Source organism: Streptomyces inhibens (assembly GCF_022221585.1).
In the GTDB taxonomy this organism is placed as follows: domain Bacteria; phylum Actinomycetota; class Actinomycetes; order Streptomycetales; family Streptomycetaceae; genus Streptomyces; species Streptomyces inhibens.
On sequence record NZ_CP084681.1, the window covers coordinates 3,009,100 to 3,032,283 of the forward strand.

Consider the following 23,184-nt stretch of genomic DNA (forward strand, 5'->3'; position numbering starts at 1 on the left):
TGTCACGCCGTTACCGCTTCACCGCGGCGCGGTCACGACTTCACGTACCGCTTCACCGCGGCGCGGTCACGACTTCACACTGCCTTCGGTCAGGCCCGTACGCCAGTACCGCTGGAGCACCGTCATCAGCACCATCAGCGGCACCACGGACAAGAACGCACCGCCCACCGTGTACTGATAGAGCACCGGTTGGCGGTCCGCGTAGCCGGTCCAGGACGTCAGGCCCAGCTGGATCGGGTAGAGGTCGGAGTCCGAGAGCATGACCAGCGGCAGGAAGTAGTTGTTCCAGATGTGGACGAACTGGAACAGAAAGACGGTGACCAGCGCCGGTGTCATCAGCCGCAGCCCGAGCCCCCCAAAGATCCGTGCCTCGCCCGCGCCATCGATCCGGGCCGCCTCCAGCAGCGAGTCGGGAACCGCCGCGGCCGCGTAGATCCGGCACAGATAGACCCCGAACGGGCTGACCACGCTGGGGATCAGCACCGCCCAGTAGGTGTTGGACAGGCCCATCGAGCTGAAGAGGAAGTAGAGCGGCAGGGCGAGCGCGGTGCCGGGGATCAGCACGCCGGCGAGCACCGCGTTGAAGATCGCTTCCCGGCCGCGGAACGGGAATTTGGCCAGCGCATAGCCGGCCGCGCCGGACAGCAGGGTGGCGCAGACCGCGCCGATCCCGGCGTAGAGCACGGAGTTGGCGAACCAGCGGGCATAGATGCCGTGGTCGTAGGTGAGGACATCGACAAGGTGGTCGATGGGGTGCGGATGGTCTGCGAACCAGAAGCCGAAGGTGCCGAAGAGATCGGCGCTGTTCTTGGTGGCGGAGACGATCAGCCAGTAGACGGGCACCAGGAAGTAGATCGCGGCGACGGTCAGCAGCGAGGCGGTGATGATCCGGTAGCGGACCGGCGGCCGGGTCATCCGCGCTCCTTCGCGCGCCCGCCGACCAGCCGCAGAAAGCCGAAGGACAGCACGCACGCCACCAGCGCGAGCAGCACCGCCTCGGCTGCCGCCACATGCTGGTTGTTGCCGACGAACGCCTCGCTGTAGGCGTGCAGGTTGGGGGTGAAGCCGGAGTCGATGGAGGAGGCCAGCGGGCGCAGCACCATCGGCTCGGCGAACAGCTGGAGGGTGCCGATGATGCTGAAGACGCAGGTCAGCACGAGCGCCGGCCGGATCAGCGGGAGCTTGATGTGCCGGGCGACCTGCCAGGCGGTGGCGCCGTCGATCCGGGCCGCCTCGTACAGCTCGCCCGGTACGGCCTTGAGCTGGGCGATCAGCACCAGCATGTTGTAGCCGGTGAACTGCCAGGTGACGATGTTGGCGATGGACCACAGGACGGTGCCGCGGGAGAGGAAGTCCACGTCCCACCCGACCGAGTCGGCGATCTTCACCAGGGGGCTGATGCCCGGGACGTACAGAAAGCCCCACAGGATCGAGGCGATCACACCGGGCACGCCGTACGGGAGGAAGAAGGCGCTGCGGAAGAAGGTGATGCCGCGGGCACTGGCGCTCTCCAGCAGCAGCGCGAGGGTGGTGGCGAGCACGATCATCAGCGGGATCTGGACGGCGCCGAAGAGCAGCACCCGGCCGAAGCCGGTCAGGAACCGGTCGTCGGACAGGGCGTGGGCGTAGTTGGCGAGGCCGGTGAACGCCTCGTGTTCCCGGCCGCCGAGGCCGAGCGGGCCGGTGCGTTCGGTCTTGTACAGGCTCTGGTGGACGGCGTAGACGATCGGGGCGATGAAGCAGAGGCCGAAGAGGGCGAGGAAGGGCAGCACGAAGCCGGCCGCGGCGCGGCGGTTGCGGGCCTCGGTGCGGGAGGCGCGGCGCGAGCGGCGCTGCGGGGCCCGCTGCTTCGGAGTGACCGGCTCCGGACGGCTCAGCGTGTCCCGGCTCACCCGCCGCTCTCCACCTTCAGGCCCTTGCCCTTGAGGTCGGCGAGGGTCTGGCCCTGCACCTTCTTCAGGACGGAGCGGAAGGAGCTGCCGTCGGCGAGTGCGTCGGTGAAGGCGTCGCCGAGCCGCTGATAGAGGGTGTCCACGCCGGGCCCCCACTGCCAGCTGGTGTCGACGTGCGCCCCGGCGTCCGCGAAGATCTTGCTGTACGCCTGGCCGCCGAAGAAGTCCTTGTCGACGTCGAGGTCGGTGGTGGCATAGCCCTTCTTGGCGCTGGGGAAGCCGTAGCCGCCGTCGATCAGCAGCGCGATCGACCGGGGGTCGGTGTTGAGCCAGACGGCGAAGTCCAGGGCGTCCTCGGGGTAGCTCGCCTTGGCGAACACGGCGGTGGTCGAGCCGCCCCAGTTGGCGAAGACCTTGCCGCCCGCCTTCCACTGCGGCAGCGGCGCGGCCCGCCACTTCCCCTTGGTGCCGGGAGCGTTGCCGACCAGCAGGGCGTCGCCCCAACTGGCGCCCACCCAGGCCGGGATGGCGCCGGTCTGCAGGTCCTTGTACCAGGCGTTCTGCCGGTCCGGGATGGTCTTGACGAGCTTCTGTCGGACGAGGGATTCCCAGTAGTCGGCGACCTTGCGGGTGGGCTCGTCGTCGATGTTCACGATCCAGGTGTCGCCGTGGGTCCCGTACCACTTGGCGCCCGCCTGCCAGGCGAGGCCCGAGAAGCGGTTGCCGTTGGTGGGGGCGAAGGTCTCGATCCAGGCGCCCTTCTTACGGATGGCCTTGGCGGCCGCCTCGTAGTCGTCCCATGTCCCGGGGACCTGGACACCCCACTTGTCGAAGAGGTCCTGGCGGATGAACAGGCCCATCGGCCCGGACGCCTGCGGGACGGCGTAGATGCCCTTGCCGAAGACGGACTGCTGCCACTGCCAGCCGAAGAACTTGTCCTTGTGGCGGGCGGCGCCGAGCGGGGCGAGGTCCAGCAGCCCGTTGTCGAGCAGAAAGCTGGGGATGACCGGGAATTCGATCTGGCCCAGGTCGGGCGGGTTGCCGGCCTTGATGGCGGCGTGCATCTTCGCGTACTGCTCGCCGTTGACGGCCGACACCTTCTCGACCTTGACCTGTACCTCGGGGTTCTGGCGGTTCCACAGGTCGACGGGTTTGTCGATGCCCGGCACCCAGGACCAGAAGGTCAGATCGATCTTCTGTCCCTTCTTGCGTTGGCGGGGCGCGTCGCCGTCACCACTGTCGCCGCAGCCGGCGAGCGCGAAGCCGGCGGCGAGGGCGGCGGCCCCGCCCAGGACCGTTCTGCGATGCATCGGGTTCATGGGGCTGCTGGTCATGCGGGCTCCTCCACGGGGATGCGGCGGAAGGTGATCGTCGAGTAGGCGCTGAAGTCGCCCGTCTCGTAGAGCAGTCCGACGCTCCCGCGGTCGAGGCGTACGAGGTCGGAGTAGGCGGCCGGGAGCCCGGCGACGGTGTGCGCGTGGCGCCAGGTCAGGCCGGCGTCGCGGCTGGTGCGCAGGGTCATCAGGGCGCGGGCGGCCGGGTGGGCGGGTCCGGAGAAGAGCAGTGCGTCGCGGTCGCCGAGGTGCAGCGCACTGCCCTGGCAGGCCGGTCCGGCGAGGCCCGCCTGCGGCCGGAAGGGCCGCAGCAGGTGCTCACCGCCGTCCGTCGAGACGGCATCGACGCGCCGCCAGGCGGCGGCTGCTTCGTTGCGGGCGTTGAGATAGACGCTGCCGTCGGGGAGTTCGGCGGCGGTGGTCTCGTTGGGGGCGACGGCGGGGTCGGTGCCGCTGTCGCGGTAGCCGATCCGCCAGCTGGCGCCGTCGTCGTCGCTGAGCAGGGCGTGCCCGCCGTTGTAGCGGGGCTCGGCACCGGTGTCCTCGGGGGCGGTGGGCGGGGTGGAGTGGTTGGCGGGGACGATCAGCCGCCCGGCGTACGGGCCGTGGCGCAGCCGCAGCGCATGGCCGGGCCCGGTGGCGTACCACCGCCACTGCGGCAGCTTGGCCTGGTCGGTGATCTCGCGGGGCGGGCTCCAACTCGCACCGTCGTCATCGCTGTGCTGGAGCCGGACGCGCCGGCCGTCGGCGGGCGGCACCCGGCCGCGGCGGATGCGGTCCTCGGTGGCGTCGGCGGCGTTGTGGACCTGTAAGAGCAGTACCCGGCCGCCGGCGAGCACGACCGGGGCGGGGTTGCCCACGGTGCCGGTGCCGTTGCGGGCGACGATCTGGAGCGGGCCCCAGGTGCGGCCGCCGTCCATGGACCGTTTGAGCACGAGGTCGATATCGCCGGAGTCGGCGGCCGAGGAGACCCGGCCCTCGGCGAAGGCAAGGACGGCCCCGGAGCGCGCCCGGACCACGGCGGGGATCCGGAAGCTTGTGTACCCCTCGGTCCCGGCCCGGTACGGCACTGAGCTCTCGTACGCCATGGGTCACCCCCAACGGGCAAGGACGTAGGATGTCCCCTGTCCTGAGGCGACCATAGGAAGTGCCCAACTGACCGTCAAGGCAGTGCACATGGCACTTTTCCGTGTCGGCAAAGGCACCGTCGACAGAGGGTGAAATCCCGGTGAACGGGATCAACGGCGCCCTCGACGATGCCTTCGCCGCACTGCCGGGCGGGTTTACGGTCCCGCTACTCGGCCAGTCGGCGCCGGATACCGTCGAAGTGCCGGTGTATCGCCTCCACGGCGCGGTCACCGTCACCCGCCTCCAACGCGTCGACGATCTCCTGATGCTGACGGTGGGTCACCTCCGGGTCGGGGCGGTCGTCGGAGAGGTCCTCGCGCACCCGGCGCAGCGCCGCCCAGAACGCGTCCAGCACCTCGCTCAGCAGGTGGTTGCCCATCGAGCGGTACAGCGCGAGATGGAAGGCCCGGTCGGTGGCGCTCTGCACCTGACCGCCGCGCGCCTCCTCCGCCATCCGCTGCACCAGCCCCTTGAGGACGGCGAGATCCTCGGCCGGGAGATGGCGCGCGACGGTACCGATCAGGCCCGCCTCCAGCGCCTCGCGGACCTCCATCAGCTCGTACAGGCTCGGTTCGCCCTGGTGGTGGCGGACCGCCGCGCGGAAGGCGACACCCTCGACGAACGGTTCGAGGGTGAGCGGGCCGACGTAGGTACCGAAGCCGTGCCGGATCTCGACGATGCGCATGGCCTGCAGCGCCTTGAGCGCCTCACGGACCGAGTTGCGGCTGACGTCGAGCAGAGCGACCAGCTCCGCCTCGGTGGGCAGCGGATCGCCCGGCGTCAGTCTGCGCTGCAGGATCAACTGCTTGATCTGCGCCTGCACGTCCTCGGCCATCGTCCCTCGCGCCATGGAATGTCCCTCTCCCTCTCCCGCGCCTGCCGTGCCGCCGGCCGGTCCGCCACCGCCCCCGCCGGGACCGCGAATCCTTGACCGACCGCCCGTGAACAGGTCTATTGTGCTCCGAGATAGGACATCCCACGTCCCACGTCCTATATCTCCCCGGCCACCACCACCTCCGCCCACACCCCTTGCCACCGCCTCTGCCACCACCCGTACACCTCTGACATCTGACATCGGAGCCCCCCGGAGAGCCCCCATGGCACTGCCCGCGCCCCTGCACGGCGTCATCCCGCCGGTCTGCACCCCGCTCGACCCCCACGGCGAGGTCGACACCGCCTCCCTCACCCGCCTGGTGAACCACCTCATCGACGGCGGGGTGCACGGGCTGTTCGCGCTCGGCTCCACCGGCGAGGTCGCCTACCTCACCGACACCCAGCGCGCCACCGCCCTGGAAGCCGTCATCAAGGCCGCGGACCGCCGCGTCCCGGTGCTCGCCGGCGCCATCGACACCACCACCGCCCGGGTCCTCGACCACGCCCGGACCGCCGCCGACCTGGGCGCCGACGCCCTGGTCGCCACCGCGCCCTTCTACACCCGCACCCACCCCCGGGAGATCGCCGGACACTTCCGCCACCTCCGCGCGGCCGTGCCCCTCCCCCTGTTCGCCTACGACATCCCGATGGCCGTCCACAGCAAGCTGCCGCCGTCCCTGGTGCGCGAACTGGCCGAGGACGGCACCCTCGCCGGCCTCAAGGACAGCAGCGGCGACGAGGCCGCACTGCGCCGGCTGCTCGTCCTGCTCGGCGGCCGCACCGCCCGCCGCAACGGCCCCGCCCCCGACTTCTCGATCCTCACCGGCTCCGAACTCACCGTGGACACCGCCCTGTTGGCCGGTGCCGACGGCGTCGTCCCGGGCCTCGGCAACGTCGACCCGGCAGGCTATGTACGCCTCTACACGGCCGCCCGAGCCGGCAACTGGGAGCAGGCCGCCGTCGAACAGGAACGCCTGGTCACCCTGTTCTCCATGGTCGACGTCGCCCCCGAGCCCGACATGGGCCGCAGCTCCTCCGCCCTGGGCTCCTTCAAGGCCGCCCTCCACCTGCTCGGCATCATCGATCGCGGCACCACCGCCTTCCCCCAACTGCCCCTCAGCAAGCAGTCGGTGACGGAGATCGGCCGCCTGCTCACCGCGGCCGGTCTCCTGCCGACGCAAGGCGGTGAGGAGTCCACCCGCGCCTCGGCGATGCTCTCGTCCCGTACGGGTGACAGCTGTTGAGACGGCAACCAGGCGTCGGCGTACTGCGGCAGTATGCCGGGCCATGGATGCCGTACGGGTCGCGCTGTTGCGTGAGGTGCTCGCCGGGACCGAGTGGGTGCAGGACAGCCGGCGGTTCGCCGGGTCGCTGCGGGCGGCCGTCGCACCGCACGGTGGTGGGCTGCTGCTGGTCGGCAGTGCCGCGTACGAGCCGTGGCATCTGGCGGCCCATCTGGACGACGAGGCCGCCTGGTCGGGGCTGCCGGAGCTGTCGCCGACGCTGGTGCGCCATCGTGTCCCCGGCGGGGCGCCGGCCCATCTGGCGGTGGGGCTCGGCCGGCTGGAGGCGGCCGGGCGTGGCGAGACGCTGCTGGTCGTCGCGCCGGGGCAGCCGGGCACCGGGCTGCTGGAGCGGGTGCACGACGCCCGCCGCAACGGCGCGACGGTGCTCGCGCTGGACGGCGGCGACCGCGATCTGCACGCGCTGGCCCATGAGGCACTCGCCGCGCCCCCGGCCCCGGCCGACGGCGGGCCCCCCACACCCCAGGAGCTCGACCTCGATACGGTCCAGCATCTGGTGAGCGCGGCCGCCGGCGAGAACAGCCTGCCCACGCCCCGCGGACACCGCCGCTTCCGCGACCGGCTGGCCCGGCTCGCCGACGAGCTGACCGCACCGCCGCCCCCGCGCTGGTAGCCCGTCAGATCTGCCCCGTCGGCGGTTGAGAGGTCGCGCGGATTGACGCGGTGGTGGTGCCTCGGTGGCAAAGCAGGCACAGGTTCTGTTGATCATGGAGTTGCGACGCCCTGTGATCACCGGGGGGGGATCTGTGCCTGATGAGAGCCAGCGTTACCGCCCCAGGGCGGCGGGTGGCATTAGGCCTCCCGGCCCGGGGTGTCTGGCGGTGCCTCACCCAGGGCTCTGCTGAGCGTTTTCAGTACCGCGATCACCGCGTCGACTTCCGCGTCGGGTAGCGCGGGGAGCATCTGCCGCAGAGTCGTTTCGGCGTCTCGGCTCCTGGCTTCCCGGGCCTGTGCGCCGGCACGCTCGGCGATCTTGGCGACAGTCCGGCGCCGGTCGGCCGGGTCGGCTCCCAGCTCGACCAGGCCCCGCTTGTGCAGTGCCGCCACCACCGTGGATACCCGGCTCTGAGCGAAGCCGGTGCGCTGGGCGATGGCCCCCACCGGCTGCGGACCGGTGGTGTACAGGCACTCCAGTACCAGCAGCTCGGTCGGCCCCAGGTCGGAGGCGCCCTTCATCGCCGAGATCGCGGCAGCCGTGAGGCGCCTGCCGAGTTGATGCAGCTCAGCGAGGTTCATGGGACTGGTCGGCGGTACCACGTACACCCTCCTTGGGGACCATCTCCGATGATACATCTACAGTAATGCATCACGAGAGATGTATCTTGGAAGATGCATCTTGAGAAATGGATTTCCTGGAGGCGCACACATGACAGCGCCAAGACATTCCGAGGAGGACACATGGTCCGATCGATAGTCCGGGTACTGCTGTTCCCGTTCGCGATGGTCGTGCTGCTGGTCGGCATCTACACCGCCGCGATGCACACACCGACCCCGCACCACCTGAAGATCGCGGTCGCCGGACCACCAGCGCAGGCCGGGCCGCTGGCCACTTCCCTACGGAAGACCCTGGGCGACGCGTACGACGTCAGCACCGTCGCCTCCACCGAACAGGCACGGCAGCTGGTAGCGCACCGGGCCGTGGCGGCCGCCTACGTCCCCGCGCCGACGCCCGGTGACCGCACCGCGGGTACGCCCAGCACGACGTTCGCCCGACCGCCGCAGCCAGACGGCCCTCTGCTCTATACCGCCTCAGCCGCCGGCGCCGCCCAAGTCAACCTGGCCGCCGCGCCGTTCGCGAACGTCGCCGTCCAGCAGCACCAGTTCCTCCAGGTCCGCGACCTGGTCCCGCTCAGCACCGATGACACCAGCGACACCAGCACCATGTACGCCGCGATCGGTCTGACCCTGGCGGGCTACCTGTCGGCGGTCATGCTCTCCACCGTGTTCGGCACCGGACTCACCCGGCGACGCACAGTGGCCGCCCTCGCCGCCTTCGGCGCCGTCGCCGCGCTCGCCGTCTGGCTCATCACCGGACCGATCCTGGGCGCCGTGCACGGCCCGGCCCCCGCCATCCTCGTCACCGGCTGGCTCACCGTGATGGCCGTCGGCCTGGCCACCGTGTTCCTGTCACGCTTCTGCGGGCGCATGACCGCGCTGCCCGCCGTCGGGATCTTCATGTTCCTGGGCATGCCCGCCTCCGGAGCGGCCCTGCCCATCGAGACCATGCCCGCACCCATCCGCGCCCTGCACGACCTGCTGCCGATGACCTCAACCTCCGGCAGCCTGCGCCAGATCATGTACTTCGACAGCGACGGCATCGGCCGCTACTGGCTCACCCTCGCCCTGTGGGCCCTCGCCGGCCTCGCCCTGACCCTCGCCTACGACGCCCTCAAGGCCCGCCGCACCGGCCACCGCAACGACACAGCCAACCAGCCTCGGCAGGCCGCTGAACCCGCCCTCTCCCGCTGACCGCGCCGCGACGCCCCCACCCCGAACACCCCAGAGCGAGGCCGACCATGACCGAAGCACCAACGCCTTTCCACCACCACGGCCACGACACCGACCCGGCCAACCCGCCGGCAGACCCACTGACGCTGCTCGCCGCCCGAACCGACCTGACCGACGTCGACTTCACCGGCCTCGACCTGCGCCCGGCACTGCGTCGCGATCCGCGCCCCCGGACCTTCACGCGCTGCACCTTCACCGAGGCCAACCTGCGCGGCGCCCACCTCGCCGAGGCCGTCTTCACCGACTGCACCGCTACGGCAGCCGACTTCACCGGGGCCCTGCTCGATCAGGCTCGCTGGCAGGGCGGCAGCGCAGCCGGCGCCAAGTTCACCGATGCCGACTGCGGCGACCTCGTCTGCGACGGCGCCGACCTGGCCAACACCAAATGGGGCGGCGCCCTGCTCGCCGACGCCACCTTCACCGGCTGCCGCATGATCGGGGCCCGCCTCACCGGCCACCGCGGCGTGGGCCTCCAACTCGCCCGCTGCAACCTGGCCGTCGCCAACCTCAACAGCCTGAGCCTGCGCGGCGCCCACCTCGTCGGCATCCGCTTCACCGAAGCCGACCTCGGCGGTGCCGACTTCCGCGACGCCACCCTCGAAGACTGCCGACTCGCCGAAGCCAACCTACGGGCCGCCAACTTCACCGGCGCCGATCTACGCGGCGCCGACCTCGGCGAACTCACCATCGCCACCGCCGCACAGTTCCGCGGCGCGGTCATCTCCCCGAGCCAAGCCGCCCACATCTGCACCGCCCTCGGCCTGAACGTCATCGGCTGATCCCCGTTGGAAAGACAGGCGCAGATCTCCCCGGTGATCACAGGGCGTCGCAACCCCGTGATCGCCAGGACCTGTGCTGTTCTGCCGTCGGGATACCACCACCGCGCCCGACTGCATGACCTTTAAATCCTTTGCGCCGCCCCGCGCCCGCGCGCACGATGGTGCATCGTGACTCCGGACGGCGCCCCACCTTCGCCCCCTGCCCGCCGACGTCTGTCCGCGCTCCTGCCGGATCTGGCGCCCTGGCGCTCCTCTCGCGATTTCCGGCTGATGTGGTGCGCGGGCGCGATCACGGTCTTCGGCAGCTTCCTGACGTTCGTGGCGCTGCCGCTGCAACTGAAGGAGCTCACCGGCTCCACGCTCGCGGTCGGCGCGCTGGGCGCGGTGGAGCTGGTCCCGCTGATCGTCTTCGGTCTCTACGGTGGCGCGCTCGCGGACTCCGTGGACCGCCGCCGGCTGATCGTCTGGAGTGAGGTCGCGCTCGGCCTGATCTCCGCGGTGCTGCTGCTCAACAGCATGCTGCCGGACCCGCTGGTATGGCCGCTGTACGCGACCGCGGCGGCGTCCAGCGCGCTGACCGGTCTGCAGCGGCCCGCCCTGGACGCGATCGTGCCGCGGATCGTCCCGCACGACCAGCTCGCCGCGGCCGCCGCCCTCAACTCGCTGCGCTGGCAGATCGGCGCCATCGCGGGGCCGGCGCTGGCCGGCGGACTGCTGGCCTATGCCGGGCTGCGCTGGGCGTATGCGATCGACACGGTCACCTATGTGGCATCGGTGCTGCTCGCCCTGAAGCTGGCGCCGTCGCCCGCCTCGCACGATGCCCAAAAGCCGTCGCTGCGCGGGATCGCCGAGGGCGCGCGCTACGCCTGGAGCCGCAAGGAGCTGCTGGGCACCTACGCCATCGATCTCACCGCGATGCTGTTCGCCTTTCCGCTGGCGATCTTCCCGTTCCTCGCCGACGACCTGGACGCACCCTGGGCCCTGGGCCTGATGTACGCGGCGCTGCCGGCCGGTTCCTGCCTGGTGAGCCTGACCAGCGGCTGGACGTCACGGGTCCACCGGCAGGGCCGGGCGATCGCGCTGGCGGCCGCCGGATGGGCGCTGGCGATCGCCGTCGCCGGGCAGCTGCACAACGTCTGGCTGGTGCTGCTGTTCCTGACCCTGGCCGGTTCCTTCGACATGATCAGCGGCATCTTCCGCTCGGCGCTCTGGAACCAGACCATCCCCGACGAGCTGCGCGGCCGGCTGGCCGGCATCGAGCTGCTGTCGTATTCGGTGGGCCCGCAGCTGGGCCAGGTCCGGGTCGGCGGGATGGCGGCGCTGACGAGCGTACGGACGTCGGTGTCGGTGGGCGGGCTGCTGTGCTTCGCGGCGGTCGGGCTGATGGCGCTCGGGCTGCCGAAGCTGATGACGTACGACGCGAGGACGAGCGAGCATGCGCGGCGGATGCGGGAGCGACGGGCCGCCGCGGCCGGCAACGGAAAGGCCGGCGTCGGCGAGGGAGGCGTCGGCGAGGGCAGCAGCGGGAGTGGCGGCGAGGCCCGCGGTGGTGACGACGCCCGCGCCGGAACCGGTTCGCAGGAGCCCGACGCGGATCCGGCGACGGCCTGAGCCGGCGGGCGGGCGGGCGGACCGACGGAGCCCCGCCCCGGCTGCTCGACTCCCCCGCTCCCCTTCCCCGCCTGCTCCCCTTCCCCGGCTACTCCTCTTCCCCGCCGCCCTTACCCTGGCCCGCGCCCGTGTCGTGCCACTTCGGGTCGGTCTCCCACTCCACGTTCCGCTCGCGGGCGGTCTCCATGGCGTGTGCGGCCTCCTCGCGGGTGGCGTAGGGGCCGAGGCGGTCGGCGGCGCGGCACTCGGGCCCCTCCTCGACCTTCTGGTGCTTGAGGCAGTAGTACCACTCGCCCGGCCTACCGACCGTCGGCCTCTTGAACAGCGCCATTGCCGCCTCCTGTGGGTGCATCAGTGCCACCATCCTGCCCGACGGCCCGCGGATACACTCGCTGGCATGTCTGGCCAGTCGCTTCTTGTCCCGGGGAAGATCTCCCCCACCCGCCCCGTCCCTGTCTCGATCCCACGCCCCGAGTACGTCGGAAAGGACGCACCGACCCCGTATACGGGGCCCGAGGTGCAGGACGCCGAAACGATCGAGCGGATGCGGATCGCCGGCCGGATCGCCGCGCAGGCGATGGCGGAGGCCGCCAAGCTCATCGAGCCCGGCGTGACGACCGATGAACTGGACCGGGTCGCCCATGAGTTCATGTGCGACCACGGGGCGTACCCGTCCACGCTCGGCTACCGGGGCTTCCCCAAGTCCCTGTGCTCCTCGCTCAACGAGGTCATCTGCCACGGCATCCCGGACTCGACCGTCCTCAAGGACGGCGACATCGTGAACCTGGACGTCACCGCGTACATCAACGGTGTGCACGGCGACAACAACGCCACATACCTGTGCGGTGACGTGGACGAGGAGTCCAAGCTGCTGGTGGAGCGCACCCGGGAGGCGCTCAACCGCGCGATCAAGGCGGTCAAGCCGGGCCGGCAGATCAACATCATCGGCCGGGTCATCGAGTCGTACGCCAAGCGCTTCGGCTATGGCGTGGTCCGTGACTTCACCGGTCACGGCATCAACTCGTCCTTCCACTCCGGTCTGATCGTTCCGCACTACGACAGCCCGCACCACACCACCGACATCAAGCCCGGCATGACGTTCACGATCGAGCCGATGCTGACGCTGGGGTCGTACGACTACGACATGTGGGACGACGGCTGGACGGTGGTGACCAAGGACCGCAAGCGGACCGCGCAGTTCGAGCACACCTTGGTGGTGACGGAGACCGGGACGGAGATCCTCACCCTTCCCTGACGGGAGCGCCGGGGGGAGTACCGGCGGGAGCGCCGAGAAAGCGCCGAGGAAGCGGGCCCTTGTTGCCGACGGTACGTCGGGAGCAAGGGCCCGCTTTGCCGACAGGGCGTCGGGAACGGGGGTAGGCTGGTTACCGACAGGACGTCGGGAACAGGTTGACTTAGGTAAGCCTAAGTAGTTAGGTGGGCCCGAGCGCCAGGGGCTCCGTGGAGTCCCTGTTCCCGCCCGCTCCCCTCGGTACCGGAGGTCCGCTTTGGAAGCGTCCAGCCCGACCCCGTCCACCCCGTCTGCTCCCTTCTCCACGGTCATCCGCACCGCGTCCCACGAGCAGCACACCGAGGCCGAGAACTCCTCCTTCATGAGCGACCTCCTCGGCGGCAAGCTCGGCGTCGCGGCCTACCGGCGCTACACCGAACAGCTGTGGTTCGTCTACCGCGCACTGGAGGACGCCTCCGAAGCGCTCGCCGACGACCCGGTCGCGGGCCCCTTCATCCGCCCCGAACTGGCCCGCACCGCCCAGCTGGAGCGCGACCTGTGCCACCTCGGCGGACCGTCCTGGCACACCGGCCTCCAGCCGCTGCCGGCCACCGCGGCGTACGCCGCCCGGGTAGCGGTCTGCGCCCGGGACTGGCCGGCCGGCTATGTCGCCCACCACTACACCCGCTACCTGGGCGACCTCTCCGGCGGCCAGATCATCCGCGGCACCGCCGAAAAGACCTGGGGCTTCGCCCGCAAGGGCGACGGCGTCCGCTTCTACGTCTTCGAGGACATAGCCAACCCCGCCGCCTTCAAGCGCGAATACCGCGCACTGCTGGACGCGCTGCCGGTGGACGACCTGGAGAAGCAGCGGGTGGTCGACGAGTGCAAGCGCGCCTTCGGGCTGAACGGCGCGGTCTTCCGCGAGCTGGGCGAGCAGTTCCCGCTGAGCGCGTAGCGGCCGGGCACGGGGCGCCGGTCGCTGATCGCCCGTCCACGTACTACGGCGTATCGCGGCGGACCCGACCGCCGACCGCGATGGTGCCGTCCGGACAGATACGGGTGAGGATCTGGGAGCCGGTGCCCTGGCGGATGTCCAGGGGGCGGCCCAGTTGGTGGGTCAGGAGCATGGCGGCGGCGCCGGTCGCCTCGTCCTCGACGATGGTGTCGCCGCGCCGTGGGAAGGCCCGGGCACGGACCACACCCGCGGGCTCGTCCTGCCAGGCCCAGGCGTAGAGCCAGCCCTCCCCCGGCGGCGGCGCGGGCAGGGCGTCGACCTCTGCCACCGAGGCGTGGCGCTCGGTGCGGCGCTCGGGCACCCACTCCGCGCGGCCGTGCACCCAGGTGAGGTCTTCCTCGAAGCCGACCGCGACCTCGCCGGCCGGCGGGCGCAGGGTGCGCGGCGGGCGGCCCAGGGTGCGGAGCAGCCAGGCGAGGCCGACGAGCGGATGCCCGGCGAAGGGGAGTTGGACGCTCGGGGTGTGGATGTCGACGGTGCCGCGTGCGGCGTCGTCGAGGAACACGGTCTCGCTGTAGCCGAGTTCGGCGGCCAAGGCAGCGCGGTCGGCGACATCGGGCAGTGCCGTCCCGTCGCGCACCACGCCCAGCGCATTGCCCCCGGCCCCGTCCGGTCCGCAGAACACCCGGAGGACATCGACATCGGCATCGAGTTCGGTCATGCGGATATTGAATCGGACGGCGAGGTGGAACAGGGGGCCGGGCGGGGTCGCGGTCGCGGACCGGAACGCCGCCGGTCATGCCCCGTCGCGAGGCACGACCCTTACCTTGACCGGCACGTGATGGTTCCGTGACCGGGTGCGGGTCAATCCGTAATCGGCTCGTTGCCCATGAGAGCGGGATCACTGGACAGGGTGGGCAGAAGTAGGTAAGCCTCAGATAAGTTAGGGCCGCCTTAGTGGCGATCTTAACCGCTGTCTATCGTTCCTGTACGTCGTTTCCGTACATCCGAGCCCGCCTGGAGCCCCCGTATGCGAGCCCTTCGCACCTCCGTCGTCGCCGCCATCGCCGCGGCCACGGCCGTCACCGCCGTCGCCGGCTGCGCCGCGAAGAACGACGGCAAAGGGGGTGGCGGCAAGGGGGTCATCGAGGTGACCGCGACCGACACCGGCTGCGAGCTCTCCGCCAAGGAGTTCCCCGCCGGACATGTCCGGTTCGCGGTGCACAACAAGGGCTCCAAGGTCACCGAGGTGTACGTCTACGCGCCCGGCGACCGGATCGTGACCGAGCGGGAGAACATCGGCCCCGGCACCAGCGCGGAGATCACCGCCGAGATCAAGGCCGGTAAGTACGAGGTCGCCTGCAAGCCCGGCATGAAGGGCGACGGCATCCGCCAGAAGATCACCGTCAGCGGCAAGGGCGCGAGCACCAAGAAGCGCGACCCCAAGCTGGACGCCGCGGTCGCCGCCTACCGCAAGTACGTCCAGGAGCAGGCCGACCAGACCCTCCCGGCGGCGCAGAAGTTCGCCGACGCGGTCAAGGACGGCGATATCGAGGCCGCGAAGAAGACTTATGCCGTCTCGCGGGTCGGCTGGGAGCGCACCGAGCCGGTCGCCGAGTCGTTCGGTGACATCGACCCCAAGGTCGATGTGCGCGCCGACGGCGTGGAGAAGGGCCAGAAGTGGACCGGCTGGCACAAGCTGGAGAAGTCCCTGTGGGAGGAGAAGAAGATCTCCGGGGACGACAAGAAGCTCGCCGACCAGCTCATCACCGACCTGAAGGACTGGCAGAAGCGGGTCGGGAAGGCCGAGATCACCCCGACCAGCATGGCCAACGGTGCCAAGGAGCTGCTCGACGAGGTCGCCACCGGCAAGGTCACCGGTGAGGAAGAGCGCTACAGCCACACCGACCTGGTCGACTTCCAGGGCAATGTCGAGGGCGCCGAGAAGACGTACGAGCTGCTGAAGCCGGTCGTCGCCAAGAACGACGCGGCGCTGGCCAAGGAGCTGGACAAGCAGTTCAAGGCGATCCGCGACCAGCTCGACAAGCACCGCGACAGCGGCTCCGCCGACGGCTTCGCCTCGTACGACACGGTCGGCAAGAGCGAGCGCAAGGAGCTCGCCGACGGCGTCAACGCGCTGGCCGAACCGCTCTCCAAGCTGGCCGCCGCCGTGGCCACCGCCAAGTAGTCCGCCGCCAGGCAAGGGGTCACCATGACGCACGACGACGGCAAGATCACCGCGGGCGAAACGGCCGCGCAGAACACCACCGCCGAGGACACCGCCGAGGACACCTCCGGCAAGGACACCAACGGGCGCGTGCCCTCGCGGCGTTCGCTGCTCGGCTGGGGCGGCGCGGGCCTGGCGCTCGGCGCGGTCGCGGCCGGCGGTACGGCGGCGGCGCTGCGCGTCGGCAGCGACGCCCAGCCGGCCGGCGCGGACGCGACCGCGGGCGCCGCGATCGCCTTCCACGGCACCCACCAGGCCGGTATCGCCACCGCCGTCCAGGACCGGCTGCACTTCGCGGCGTTCGATGTCACCACCGACGACCGCGACGAGCTGATCGCGCTGCTCAAGGAGTGGACGAAGGCGGCGGCGCGGATGACGGCCGGCGACGCGGTCGGCGACGGTGCGATCGGTCTGCAGGCGGAGGCGCCGCCGGACGACACCGGCGAGGCGCTCGGTCTGCCGCCGTCCCGGCTCACCCTCACCTTCGGCGTCGGCCCCACGCTGTTCGAGAAGGACGGCAAGGACCGGTTCGGCCTCAAGGGACGCCGGCCCGAGGCGCTGGTCGATCTGCCGCAGTTCCCCGGCGACAACCTCGACAAGGCCCGCAGCGGCGGCGATCTGTGTGTCCAGGCGTGCGCGGACGACCCGCAGGTGGCGGTCCATGCGATCCGCAACCTGGCCCGGATCGGCTTCGGCAAGATAGCCGTCCGCTGGTCGCAGCTGGGCTTCGGCAAGACGTCCTCGACGACGCCGGACGCGCAGACCCCGCGCAACATGATGGGCTTCAAGGACGGCACGCGGAATGTCGCGGGCACCGACAAGGCGGCCCTGGACAAGCACGTCTGGGTCGGCGAGAAGGACGCCAAGGGCGACGCCGGCTGGATGGCCGGCGGCTCCTACCTCGTCGCGCGCCGGATCCGGATGCACATCGAGACCTGGGACCGCACCCCGCTCAAGGAGCAGGAGCAGATCTTCGGCCGCGACAAGGGCGAGGGCGCGCCGGTCGGCAAGAAGCACGAGCGGGACGAGCCGCATCTGAAGTCGATGCTGCCGACCGCGCATGTCCGCCTCGCGCACCCGGACTCCAACAGCGGGGCGCGCCTCCTGCGCCGCGGCTACTCCTTCACCGACGGTACGGACGGCCTGGGGCGGCTGGAGGCGGGGCTGTTCTTCCTCGCCTACCAGCGGGACGTACGCCAGGGCTTCATCCCCGTCCAGCGGAATCTGGCGCGCAACGACGCGCTCAACGAGTACATCCAGCACGTGGGTTCAGCGGTCTTCGCGGTGCCGCCGGGCGTCCGGAACGCGGACGACTGGTGGGGCCGGGCGCTGTTCGCCTGACACCGTCGACGCCGTGAAACAGCTTGTCGACCCCATGAAGGAGTCGACCCCATGAAGGAAGGGACGGAACCGACGTGTTCGGCAATTACCTGATCGGTCTGCGCGAGGGCCTGGAAGCCAGTCTCGTCGTGTGCATCCTGATCGCCTACCTGGTCAAGACCGGGAGGCGGGAGGCGCTGCGCCCGGTCTGGATCGGTATCACGCTCGCCGTGGTGCTCTCGTTCGCGTTCGGTGCCGCGCTGCAATTCGGTTCGCAGACCCTGACGTTCAAGGCGCAGGAGGCGCTCGGCGGCTCGCTGTCGGTCATCGCGGTCTGCCTGGTGACCTGGATGGTCTTCTGGATGCGGCGTACCGCGCGGCATCTGAAGAAGGAGCTGCACGGCAAGCTGGACGCGGCGCTGCAGATGGGCACCGTGGCGCTGGTGGTCACCGCGTTCCTGTCGGTGGGCCGTGAGGGCCTGGAGACCGCGCTGTTCATCTGGACCGCGGCACAGTCCGCGAACGACGGCGTACGGCCGCTGGTCGGGGCGCTGCTGGGCCTGCTGACGGCTGTTCTGCTGGGCTGGCTGTTCTACCGCGGCGCGGTGCGGATCAACCTCGCGAAGTTCTTCACCTGGACCGGCGGCATGCTGGTGGTGGTCGCTGCGGGCGTGCTGGCGTACGGCTTCCACGATCTGCAGGAGGCCGACATCCTGCCGGGTCTGACCACCCAGGCGTTCGACATCAGCGCACAGATCCCGGTCGACAGCTGGTACGGCACGCTGCTGAAGGGCATCTTCAACTTCCAGCCGGACCCGACCGTCCTTCAGGTCACGGTGTGGGCTCTGTATCTGATCCCCACGCTCGCGTTCTTCCTCGCCCCCGGTAGGGTTGCGCCGAATCGTGCCACCCCGGCGGCCTCCCAGTCCGCCCCGGTCGCCCCGAAGGAGCCCGAGCCCCATGACACGCAGGTCGCCGTTCCGGGTGCCCGCAACACTGACGTCGGCAGCGGCGGCGCTGGTGATACTGAGCGGGTGCATGACGGTGCACGGCGAGAGGGAGAAGCTGCCGGCGGTGACGAAGGCTGAGGGCGCCAAGGCGCTCACACGCTTCGCCGACGGCTTCAACAAGGCCAATCGTCAGCTCGATCCGAAGCTGAACCCCTCCTTCGAGGCGGGCGCGCTGCTCGCCATCGACCAGGCGGGGATAAAGGCGGCACACGCCCTCCGGCCGCAGGGCAATCCGAACTTCCCGGCGCTGGCGTTCAAGGACGCGCACTTCACCGTGCCCAAGCAGGCGGGCTGGCCGAAGTTCTTCATCGCGGACGCGGTCAGCAACCGGAAGAACGCCAGTGGCCAGAACACCCGCTGGTTCCTGGTGTTCAGCCGCGACGGCATCAACCAGAAGTGGCGCGCGGTGTACCTGGCGACGTTCGCGGGCAACAAGGCACCGGAGCTGAAGACGGACCAGGACGGCTTCGCCGAGGCGGTGCCCGCCGACGCCTCGTCCGGTCTGACGGTGGCCCCGGGCAAGCTGAGCGGCGCCTACGCGGACTATCTCAACACCGGCAAGGGCAGCACCTTCGCCTCCGGCCGGGAGACCGACGGCTGGCGCGCCCGCCGCGCCCGGGACGCCAACCAGCCCGGCGCGCGCATCCAGTGGGAGGACGCCGCCTCGGGCTATCCGCCGGTGGCGCTGCGGACGGCGGACGGCGGGGCGCTGGTGTTCTTCTCGACCCTCTACCACCAGCAGAAGACGGTCTCCACGGGATTGACGATCACGGTGCCGGCGGGCCTTCAGGGCCTGCTGGAAGGGCCGCCGAAGAAGACCAACAAGATGGCCTTCACCACCGTCTCCGGCCAGGCGGTCACCGTGCCGGCCAAGAGCTCCGGGGGCAAGGTCACGGTCCTGAACCGGATCGAGGCGAAGACGTCGGTCAAGCCGCTGTAGGCGGGTGCCGCCGCAGCCGGATCGCGGGTGACACCGCAGTCGTACGCGGAAGGGGCCGTCGGGATGATCCCGGCGGCCCCTTCGGCGTACGTACGGGGGTGGGCCTCGGCGGACCCGCTCAGCGGCCGATCGGCCAGGCCGCCGTCTCGTGGTAGGGCTCGCGGTCGTTGAACTCAGCGCAGGCGTCGGTGAGCGACTCCAGCAGCGTCAGTGGGTCGGGCAGCGGCAGCTCGGGGCCGCGCAGCCAGGTCACCGCGGGCTGATCGCCGGGCAGTGTCGAGGGCGGCAGCAGGACATAGCTGCCGCGGCAGTGCCAGCGCAGCCCCGGATGCTCGTCCATGGTCTCGGGGTGGCAGTCCAGCTCGCACGGCCACCACTCGTCCTCGTCGTCCGGGGTGCCGCGGGTGGCGGTGAAGAACAGCATCCGGCCGTCGCCGAAGCCGGCGCCGCTGAGCGTGATCGGCCCTACGTCGATGCCCGCCGCGTCCAGCCGGCCCAGGGCGCTGCGGCCCGCCTCGACCGGGACGTCGAGCACGTCGTGGGCGATGCCGGTGGCGGTGATGAAGTTGGCCTGCGGGAGGGTGCGGACCCAGGCGGCGACCTTGTCGCGGTCGGTGGTGGCGACGGTCTGCCAGCCGAAGGAGATGGGATGCCGGCCGGGGGTGGGACAGCCGATGCGTTCACAGGAACAGCCGTAGCCGGAGGGGTGCGCCGCCGGGGCGACGGGGAAGCCCGCGTCGGCCGCGGCCAGCAGCAGGTCCTCGCGGCCGCGCGCAGCCGCTGATCCCGTGTCCGTATCGCCGCCGTCCGATCCGCTCTTCGGCCGGCGCAGCCACTGGGAGAACCTGCTCTTGCGTTCCATCTATCCCCTCACTTCGAGCGGTGGTCTGGGATCAATGCTGCCACCATCCTGCGCCTCGGGTGACCGGTGTGGAGATCCGGGGTGAACGAAGGGCGGCCGAATACCGGCAATTCATCCCATCGGCGACACATCGTCGCCCCTGCCCGCCGGCCCCCGGCGGATTCAGTCGCGAGGTCGCAGGCCGCGCAGTACCTGGTCGACAAGGGTGTCGACGAAGTCGTAGGTCAATTCGCCGGTGCGCATCAGCCAGCGCTGTGAGAAGGGACTCAGCACCATCTCGGCGGCCACCCGCACATCGATGTCGGCGTCGACCTCGCCCGCCTCCTGCGCCGCCCGCAGCCGCTCGACATAGACCCGGATGCCGGGTTCCAGCAGCCGGCCGACGAAGGTACGGGAGAGTTCCTCGTCGTTCGCGCCGGCCACGGCGAGGGCGCGGTAGGGGGCCTGGAACGTGGGGTCGTTGAATTCATCGGCGGTCGCGCGCAGCACGAACTTCAGGTCCGCGGCCAGATCGCCGGTGTCCGGGAGGCCCTGTTCGTAGTCCTCGACATCGACGGTGAACGCGTCCAGCAGGACGGCGGCCTTGGAGGGCCACCAGCGGTAGATCGTCTGCTTGCCGACTCCGGCCCGGGAGGCGATGCCTTCGATCGTGAGCTTGTCGTAGCCGACCTCGCCGACGAGCGCGAGGGCGGCGTCGAAGATCGCGCGACGGGAGCGTTCGCTGCGGCGGGAGGAGTCGGGGGCTGCTTTGTTGGCCATGGAGCGGAGTCTAGCGAGAGGAAGGCGAGACGTATCGTCTTGACGAGACGCACCGTCTCGCCTCATGATGGATCCCGAGCGAGACGCTTCGTCTCGCGTCACGGTGAGGAAGGGGATTCCCATGAGCAAGGGAAATGCGGGCGGGATGCTGGGTGTCGGCGGGACCCGGAGCAAGCTCTCACGAGGGGCGTTGCGCGGCGGCGCGGGCGGTGGCCGTGGTCACGGGCAGCCCGATCCGCAGGCACACCGCCGTGAGCTGCTGCGCAAGTTCCAGGAGCGGTCGCAGAAGGAGTGAACCGTGTGAGCCACTCACCCCGGTCAGGACCAGTCGTCGCCCCAGGAGGCGTCACGGGCCTCGCGGTACTGGGTGCCGTGGCGCTTGGTGACGGTGGTGCGTTGCAGCGCCTCGTGGGCCGTGCAGAGGTCCAGCAGAACCTGGCCCTTGCGGAGTTGGGGCTTGCGGACGATCCGGGCCGGGGCCGGGGTGGCGTCAAAAGCGGTGGCGGCCACGTAGCTGAACTTTTCGTCCTCGTACGGGAGGGAGCCGCCCTTGACCTGGCGGTGGAGGGAGGAGCGGCTGACCCGGGCGGCGAAGTGGCACCAATCTCCCCCAGCTACCGCTGGGGGTGCCCCCACACTCCGGACAAGCGGGACGATCGGGCAGCTGTCGCTGTGCGGGCAGGGGGCGACGATGCGCAATCCGGCGTCGATGAGCTGGGTGCGGGCCTCGCGGATGCGGAGGTAGCCGTCGGGGGTGCCCGGTTCGATCAGGACGACGGCCTGGGCGGTGGCCGCGGCGGCGACCACGGCGTGGCGGTCCTCGGGGCGGAGTTCGCCGAGGACGTAGGAGACGGTCACGAGGTCCGTGCCGGGCGGGACGGTCAGGCCCTCGCCGATGGTCCCGCGCTGCCACCGGGTATCGGGGAGGATCCCCTCGGCCAGCTCGCGGCCCAGGTCGAGGGCGGGCTGGGCCCAGTCCAGGACGGTGCTGTGGTGGCCTTCCCAGGTGGCGGCGGTGGCCCAGGTGGCGGCGCCGGTGCCACCGCCGATGTCGACGTGGGTGGCCGGGGACCAGTCGGGTATCCGGGCGGCGAAGGCGGTCAGCGCGGCCCGTACGGCTTCGAAGGTGGCCGGCATCCGGTAGGCGGCGTACGCGGCGACATCGGCGCGGTCCCTGAGCACCGGGGCGTCGGTGGGCGTACGGCCCCGGTAGTTGGCGATCAGGCGGTCGACAGCCTGCGCGGCCTGCTTGGGCGGCAGGCCGTCGAGCAGGCCGGCCAGTGCGGCGCGCAGTTCCTCGTGCATTGGAGAAATTCTACGGGGCCCGCCGGGGGCCCGTTCCGGGGTGCCCCGCCGGTCGGGCGGCGCGCGTCACGGCGCGGGCCAGACGGGTGGCGGCCTCGGCGCGTGGGGCGCTGCCGCTGTCGCGGCGGCGGGGGTGGACGGTGTTGGCGAGCAGGATCAGAAAGGTGTCGGTGGCGCGGTCCAGGACCAGGCTGGTGCCGGTGAAGCCGGTGTGTCCGGCCGCGCCGCGGCCCGCCAACTCTCCCATGAAGTACGGCTGGTCGACGCCGAAGCCGAGGCCGGGCGGGTCGAGCAGGGCGGCGACGGTGCCGGCGCCGAGGATCCGGGTGGTGCCGAAGACGCCGCCGTTGAGCAGCGTCCGGCACAGCACGGCCAGGTCCTGGGCGGTGGAGAAGAGGCCGGCGTGGCCGGCGACACCGCCCAGGGCCCAGGCGTTCTCGTCGTGCACCTCGCCGCGCAGCATGCCGCGGTCCGCCTTGGCCCAGGGGCGCCGCTGGTCCTCGGTCGCCGCCACACCGTGCGGCGCCAGCGGGCCGTAGCAGGTGCTGGACATGCCCAGCGGGCCGGTGATGCCCTCGCGGATCAGGGCATCCAGGCGCCGGCCGGTGAGCTGCTCCAGGATCAGCTGGAGGGTGATGAGGTTGAGATCGGAGTAGCGGTAGGCGGGGCCCCGGCCGCCGGTCGGGGCTGCCGCCTCCTGCCACAGGAGCGCCAGTTGTGCGGTGCGGCCCCGGTGGTCGTGGAACGGGAGCTCGGGGGCGAGTCCTGAGGTGTGGGTGAGCAGCTGCCGGACGGTGATACCCGGGGCGAAGGCCGACAGGTGGGACCTGACCTCTTCGTCGAGGGCAAGGTAGCCGCGTTCGGCCTGCTGGAGCGTGGCGATGGCGGTGAAGAGCTTGGTGAGCGAGGCGAGGTCGAAGACGGTGCCGACCCGCATCGGCTCCCACAGGTCACGGGGCAGATCGACACCACGGTCCCGCTCGGGGTCGTAGGCCCGGTAGCGCAGTGCCCAGCCCGCGGCGGCCTCGGTGACGACGACCGGGCCGCGGCCGGCCAGCACGACGACTCCGGGGCACCAGGGCGAGGGGCCCTCGGGCAGCGCCCGCACACCACGGACCAGCCGTTCCATCCAGGCGGGGTCCA

General features: G+C 70.9%; 24 protein-coding genes. 12 read left to right on the top strand and 12 right to left on the bottom strand.

All coding sequences use genetic code 11. From position 1 onward, the window contains the following. Window positions 1-66: 66 nt before the first annotated feature. The 5 genes from KI385_RS13870 to KI385_RS13890 form a co-directional block, all read right to left on the bottom strand. Complete coding sequence (locus KI385_RS13870) at window positions 67-915, bottom strand: carbohydrate ABC transporter permease (RefSeq protein WP_238572508.1); 849 nt, start codon at window positions 913-915, stop codon at window positions 67-69. Continuing rightward, on the bottom strand, window positions 912-1,892 hold the full coding sequence (locus KI385_RS13875; RefSeq protein WP_238572509.1) for a carbohydrate ABC transporter permease: 981 nt from the start codon (window positions 1,890-1,892) through the stop codon (window positions 912-914). Before KI385_RS13875 ends, KI385_RS13870 begins: the two co-directional genes overlap by 4 nt. Next, on the bottom strand, window positions 1,889-3,226 hold the full coding sequence (locus tag KI385_RS13880) for an ABC transporter substrate-binding protein (protein WP_238572510.1): 1,338 nt from the start codon (window positions 3,224-3,226) through the stop codon (window positions 1,889-1,891). The genes KI385_RS13875 and KI385_RS13880 overlap by 4 nt, the downstream gene beginning before the upstream one ends. Next, on the bottom strand, window positions 3,223-4,314 hold the full coding sequence (locus KI385_RS13885; RefSeq protein WP_238572511.1) for a sialidase family protein: 1,092 nt from the start codon (window positions 4,312-4,314) through the stop codon (window positions 3,223-3,225). Before KI385_RS13885 ends, KI385_RS13880 begins: the two co-directional genes overlap by 4 nt. A gap of 206 nt (window positions 4,315-4,520) precedes the next feature. Then, window positions 4,521-5,204 (bottom strand): FadR/GntR family transcriptional regulator, encoded by a 684-nt coding sequence (locus KI385_RS13890; RefSeq protein ID WP_238572512.1) that lies wholly within the window; start codon window positions 5,202-5,204, stop codon window positions 4,521-4,523. A 247-nt stretch (window positions 5,205-5,451) separates the two neighbouring features. Between KI385_RS13890 and KI385_RS13900 the strand changes: the two genes are divergently transcribed. After that, window positions 5,452-6,471, top strand: coding sequence for a dihydrodipicolinate synthase family protein (locus KI385_RS13900; protein WP_238572513.1), 1,020 nt, complete (start codon window positions 5,452-5,454; stop codon window positions 6,469-6,471). A 43-nt stretch (window positions 6,472-6,514) separates the two neighbouring features. Further along, complete coding sequence (locus KI385_RS13905) at window positions 6,515-7,144, top strand: hypothetical protein (RefSeq protein ID WP_238572514.1); 630 nt, start codon at window positions 6,515-6,517, stop codon at window positions 7,142-7,144. 179 nt (window positions 7,145-7,323) lie between these two features. On the opposite strand, the gene KI385_RS13910 is transcribed toward KI385_RS13905, so the two are convergent. Beyond that, entirely contained in the window at window positions 7,324-7,767 is a 444-nt protein-coding gene (locus KI385_RS13910; RefSeq protein ID WP_238572515.1) for a MarR family winged helix-turn-helix transcriptional regulator, read from the bottom strand. Between the two features lie 162 nt (window positions 7,768-7,929). Between KI385_RS13910 and KI385_RS13915 the strand changes: the two genes are divergently transcribed. From KI385_RS13915 to KI385_RS13925, 3 genes are all read left to right on the top strand, one after another. Continuing rightward, window positions 7,930-9,000, top strand: a complete 1,071-nt coding sequence (locus KI385_RS13915) for an ABC transporter permease (RefSeq protein WP_238572516.1) — start codon at window positions 7,930-7,932, stop codon at window positions 8,998-9,000. 47 nt (window positions 9,001-9,047) lie between these two features. Continuing rightward, window positions 9,048-9,818, top strand: coding sequence for a pentapeptide repeat-containing protein (locus tag KI385_RS13920; protein ID WP_238572517.1), 771 nt, complete (start codon window positions 9,048-9,050; stop codon window positions 9,816-9,818). A gap of 270 nt (window positions 9,819-10,088) precedes the next feature. Further along, a complete protein-coding gene (locus tag KI385_RS13925; protein ID WP_425357074.1) occupies window positions 10,089-11,429 on the top strand; it encodes an MFS transporter in 1,341 nt (446 codons plus the stop codon). An 88-nt stretch (window positions 11,430-11,517) separates the two neighbouring features. Here KI385_RS13925 and KI385_RS13930 read toward each other — a convergent pair whose 3' ends face one another. Beyond that, window positions 11,518-11,760, bottom strand: a complete 243-nt coding sequence (locus KI385_RS13930) for a hypothetical protein (protein WP_238577688.1) — start codon at window positions 11,758-11,760, stop codon at window positions 11,518-11,520. A 66-nt stretch (window positions 11,761-11,826) separates the two neighbouring features. On the opposite strand from KI385_RS13930, the gene map reads away from it, so the two are divergent. Both map and KI385_RS13940 read left to right on the top strand, forming a co-directional pair. Continuing rightward, entirely contained in the window at window positions 11,827-12,684 is an 858-nt protein-coding gene (gene map / locus KI385_RS13935) for a type I methionyl aminopeptidase (protein WP_238572519.1), read from the top strand. Between the two features lie 253 nt (window positions 12,685-12,937). Beyond that, complete coding sequence (locus tag KI385_RS13940) at window positions 12,938-13,618, top strand: biliverdin-producing heme oxygenase (protein ID WP_238572520.1); 681 nt, start codon at window positions 12,938-12,940, stop codon at window positions 13,616-13,618. A gap of 43 nt (window positions 13,619-13,661) precedes the next feature. On the opposite strand, the gene KI385_RS13945 is transcribed toward KI385_RS13940, so the two are convergent. After that, window positions 13,662-14,339 carry a PhzF family phenazine biosynthesis protein gene (locus KI385_RS13945; RefSeq protein WP_238572521.1) on the bottom strand — a complete coding sequence of 226 codons (678 nt, stop codon included), beginning with the start codon at window positions 14,337-14,339 and terminating at the stop codon, window positions 13,662-13,664. A 309-nt stretch (window positions 14,340-14,648) separates the two neighbouring features. On the opposite strand from KI385_RS13945, the gene efeO reads away from it, so the two are divergent. The 4 genes from efeO to KI385_RS13965 all read left to right on the top strand — a co-directional run bounded on the left by efeO (window position 14,649) and on the right by KI385_RS13965 (window position 19,115). Beyond that, window positions 14,649-15,806 (top strand): iron uptake system protein EfeO, encoded by a 1,158-nt coding sequence (efeO, locus tag KI385_RS13950; protein WP_238572522.1) that lies wholly within the window; start codon window positions 14,649-14,651, stop codon window positions 15,804-15,806. Between the two features lie 24 nt (window positions 15,807-15,830). Further along, window positions 15,831-17,186 carry an iron uptake transporter deferrochelatase/peroxidase subunit gene (gene efeB, locus KI385_RS13955; protein WP_238572523.1) on the top strand — a complete coding sequence of 452 codons (1,356 nt, stop codon included), beginning with the start codon at window positions 15,831-15,833 and terminating at the stop codon, window positions 17,184-17,186. Between the two features lie 74 nt (window positions 17,187-17,260). Beyond that, the gene (gene efeU, locus KI385_RS13960) at window positions 17,261-18,253 is read left to right on the top strand and encodes an iron uptake transporter permease EfeU (protein ID WP_238572524.1); all 993 of its coding nucleotides are present in this window, start codon (window positions 17,261-17,263) and stop codon (window positions 18,251-18,253) included. After that, the gene (locus KI385_RS13965) at window positions 18,186-19,115 is read left to right on the top strand and encodes an SCO2278 family lipoprotein (protein WP_466489340.1); all 930 of its coding nucleotides are present in this window, start codon (window positions 18,186-18,188) and stop codon (window positions 19,113-19,115) included. The genes efeU and KI385_RS13965 overlap by 68 nt, the downstream gene beginning before the upstream one ends. A 118-nt stretch (window positions 19,116-19,233) precedes the next feature. On the opposite strand, the gene KI385_RS13970 is transcribed toward KI385_RS13965, so the two are convergent. Next, window positions 19,234-19,977: a bifunctional DNA primase/polymerase gene (locus tag KI385_RS13970; protein WP_238572526.1), complete on the bottom strand. Its 744-nt coding sequence runs from the start codon at window positions 19,975-19,977 to the stop codon at window positions 19,234-19,236. A 162-nt stretch (window positions 19,978-20,139) separates the two neighbouring features. Beyond that, complete coding sequence (locus KI385_RS13975) at window positions 20,140-20,736, bottom strand: TetR/AcrR family transcriptional regulator (RefSeq protein WP_238572527.1); 597 nt, start codon at window positions 20,734-20,736, stop codon at window positions 20,140-20,142. Between the two features lie 121 nt (window positions 20,737-20,857). Between KI385_RS13975 and KI385_RS13980 the strand changes: the two genes are divergently transcribed. Further along, window positions 20,858-21,031, top strand: a complete 174-nt coding sequence (locus tag KI385_RS13980) for a DUF6243 family protein (protein WP_238572528.1) — start codon at window positions 20,858-20,860, stop codon at window positions 21,029-21,031. Window positions 21,032-21,054: 23 nt separating this feature from the next. Here KI385_RS13980 and KI385_RS13985 read toward each other — a convergent pair whose 3' ends face one another. Continuing rightward, window positions 21,055-22,041, bottom strand: a complete 987-nt coding sequence (locus KI385_RS13985) for a small ribosomal subunit Rsm22 family protein (protein ID WP_238572529.1) — start codon at window positions 22,039-22,041, stop codon at window positions 21,055-21,057. Between the two features lie 10 nt (window positions 22,042-22,051). Next, on the bottom strand, window positions 22,052-23,170 hold the full coding sequence (locus tag KI385_RS13990; protein ID WP_238572530.1) for a serine hydrolase domain-containing protein: 1,119 nt from the start codon (window positions 23,168-23,170) through the stop codon (window positions 22,052-22,054). Window positions 23,171-23,184: the final 14 nt, after the last annotated feature.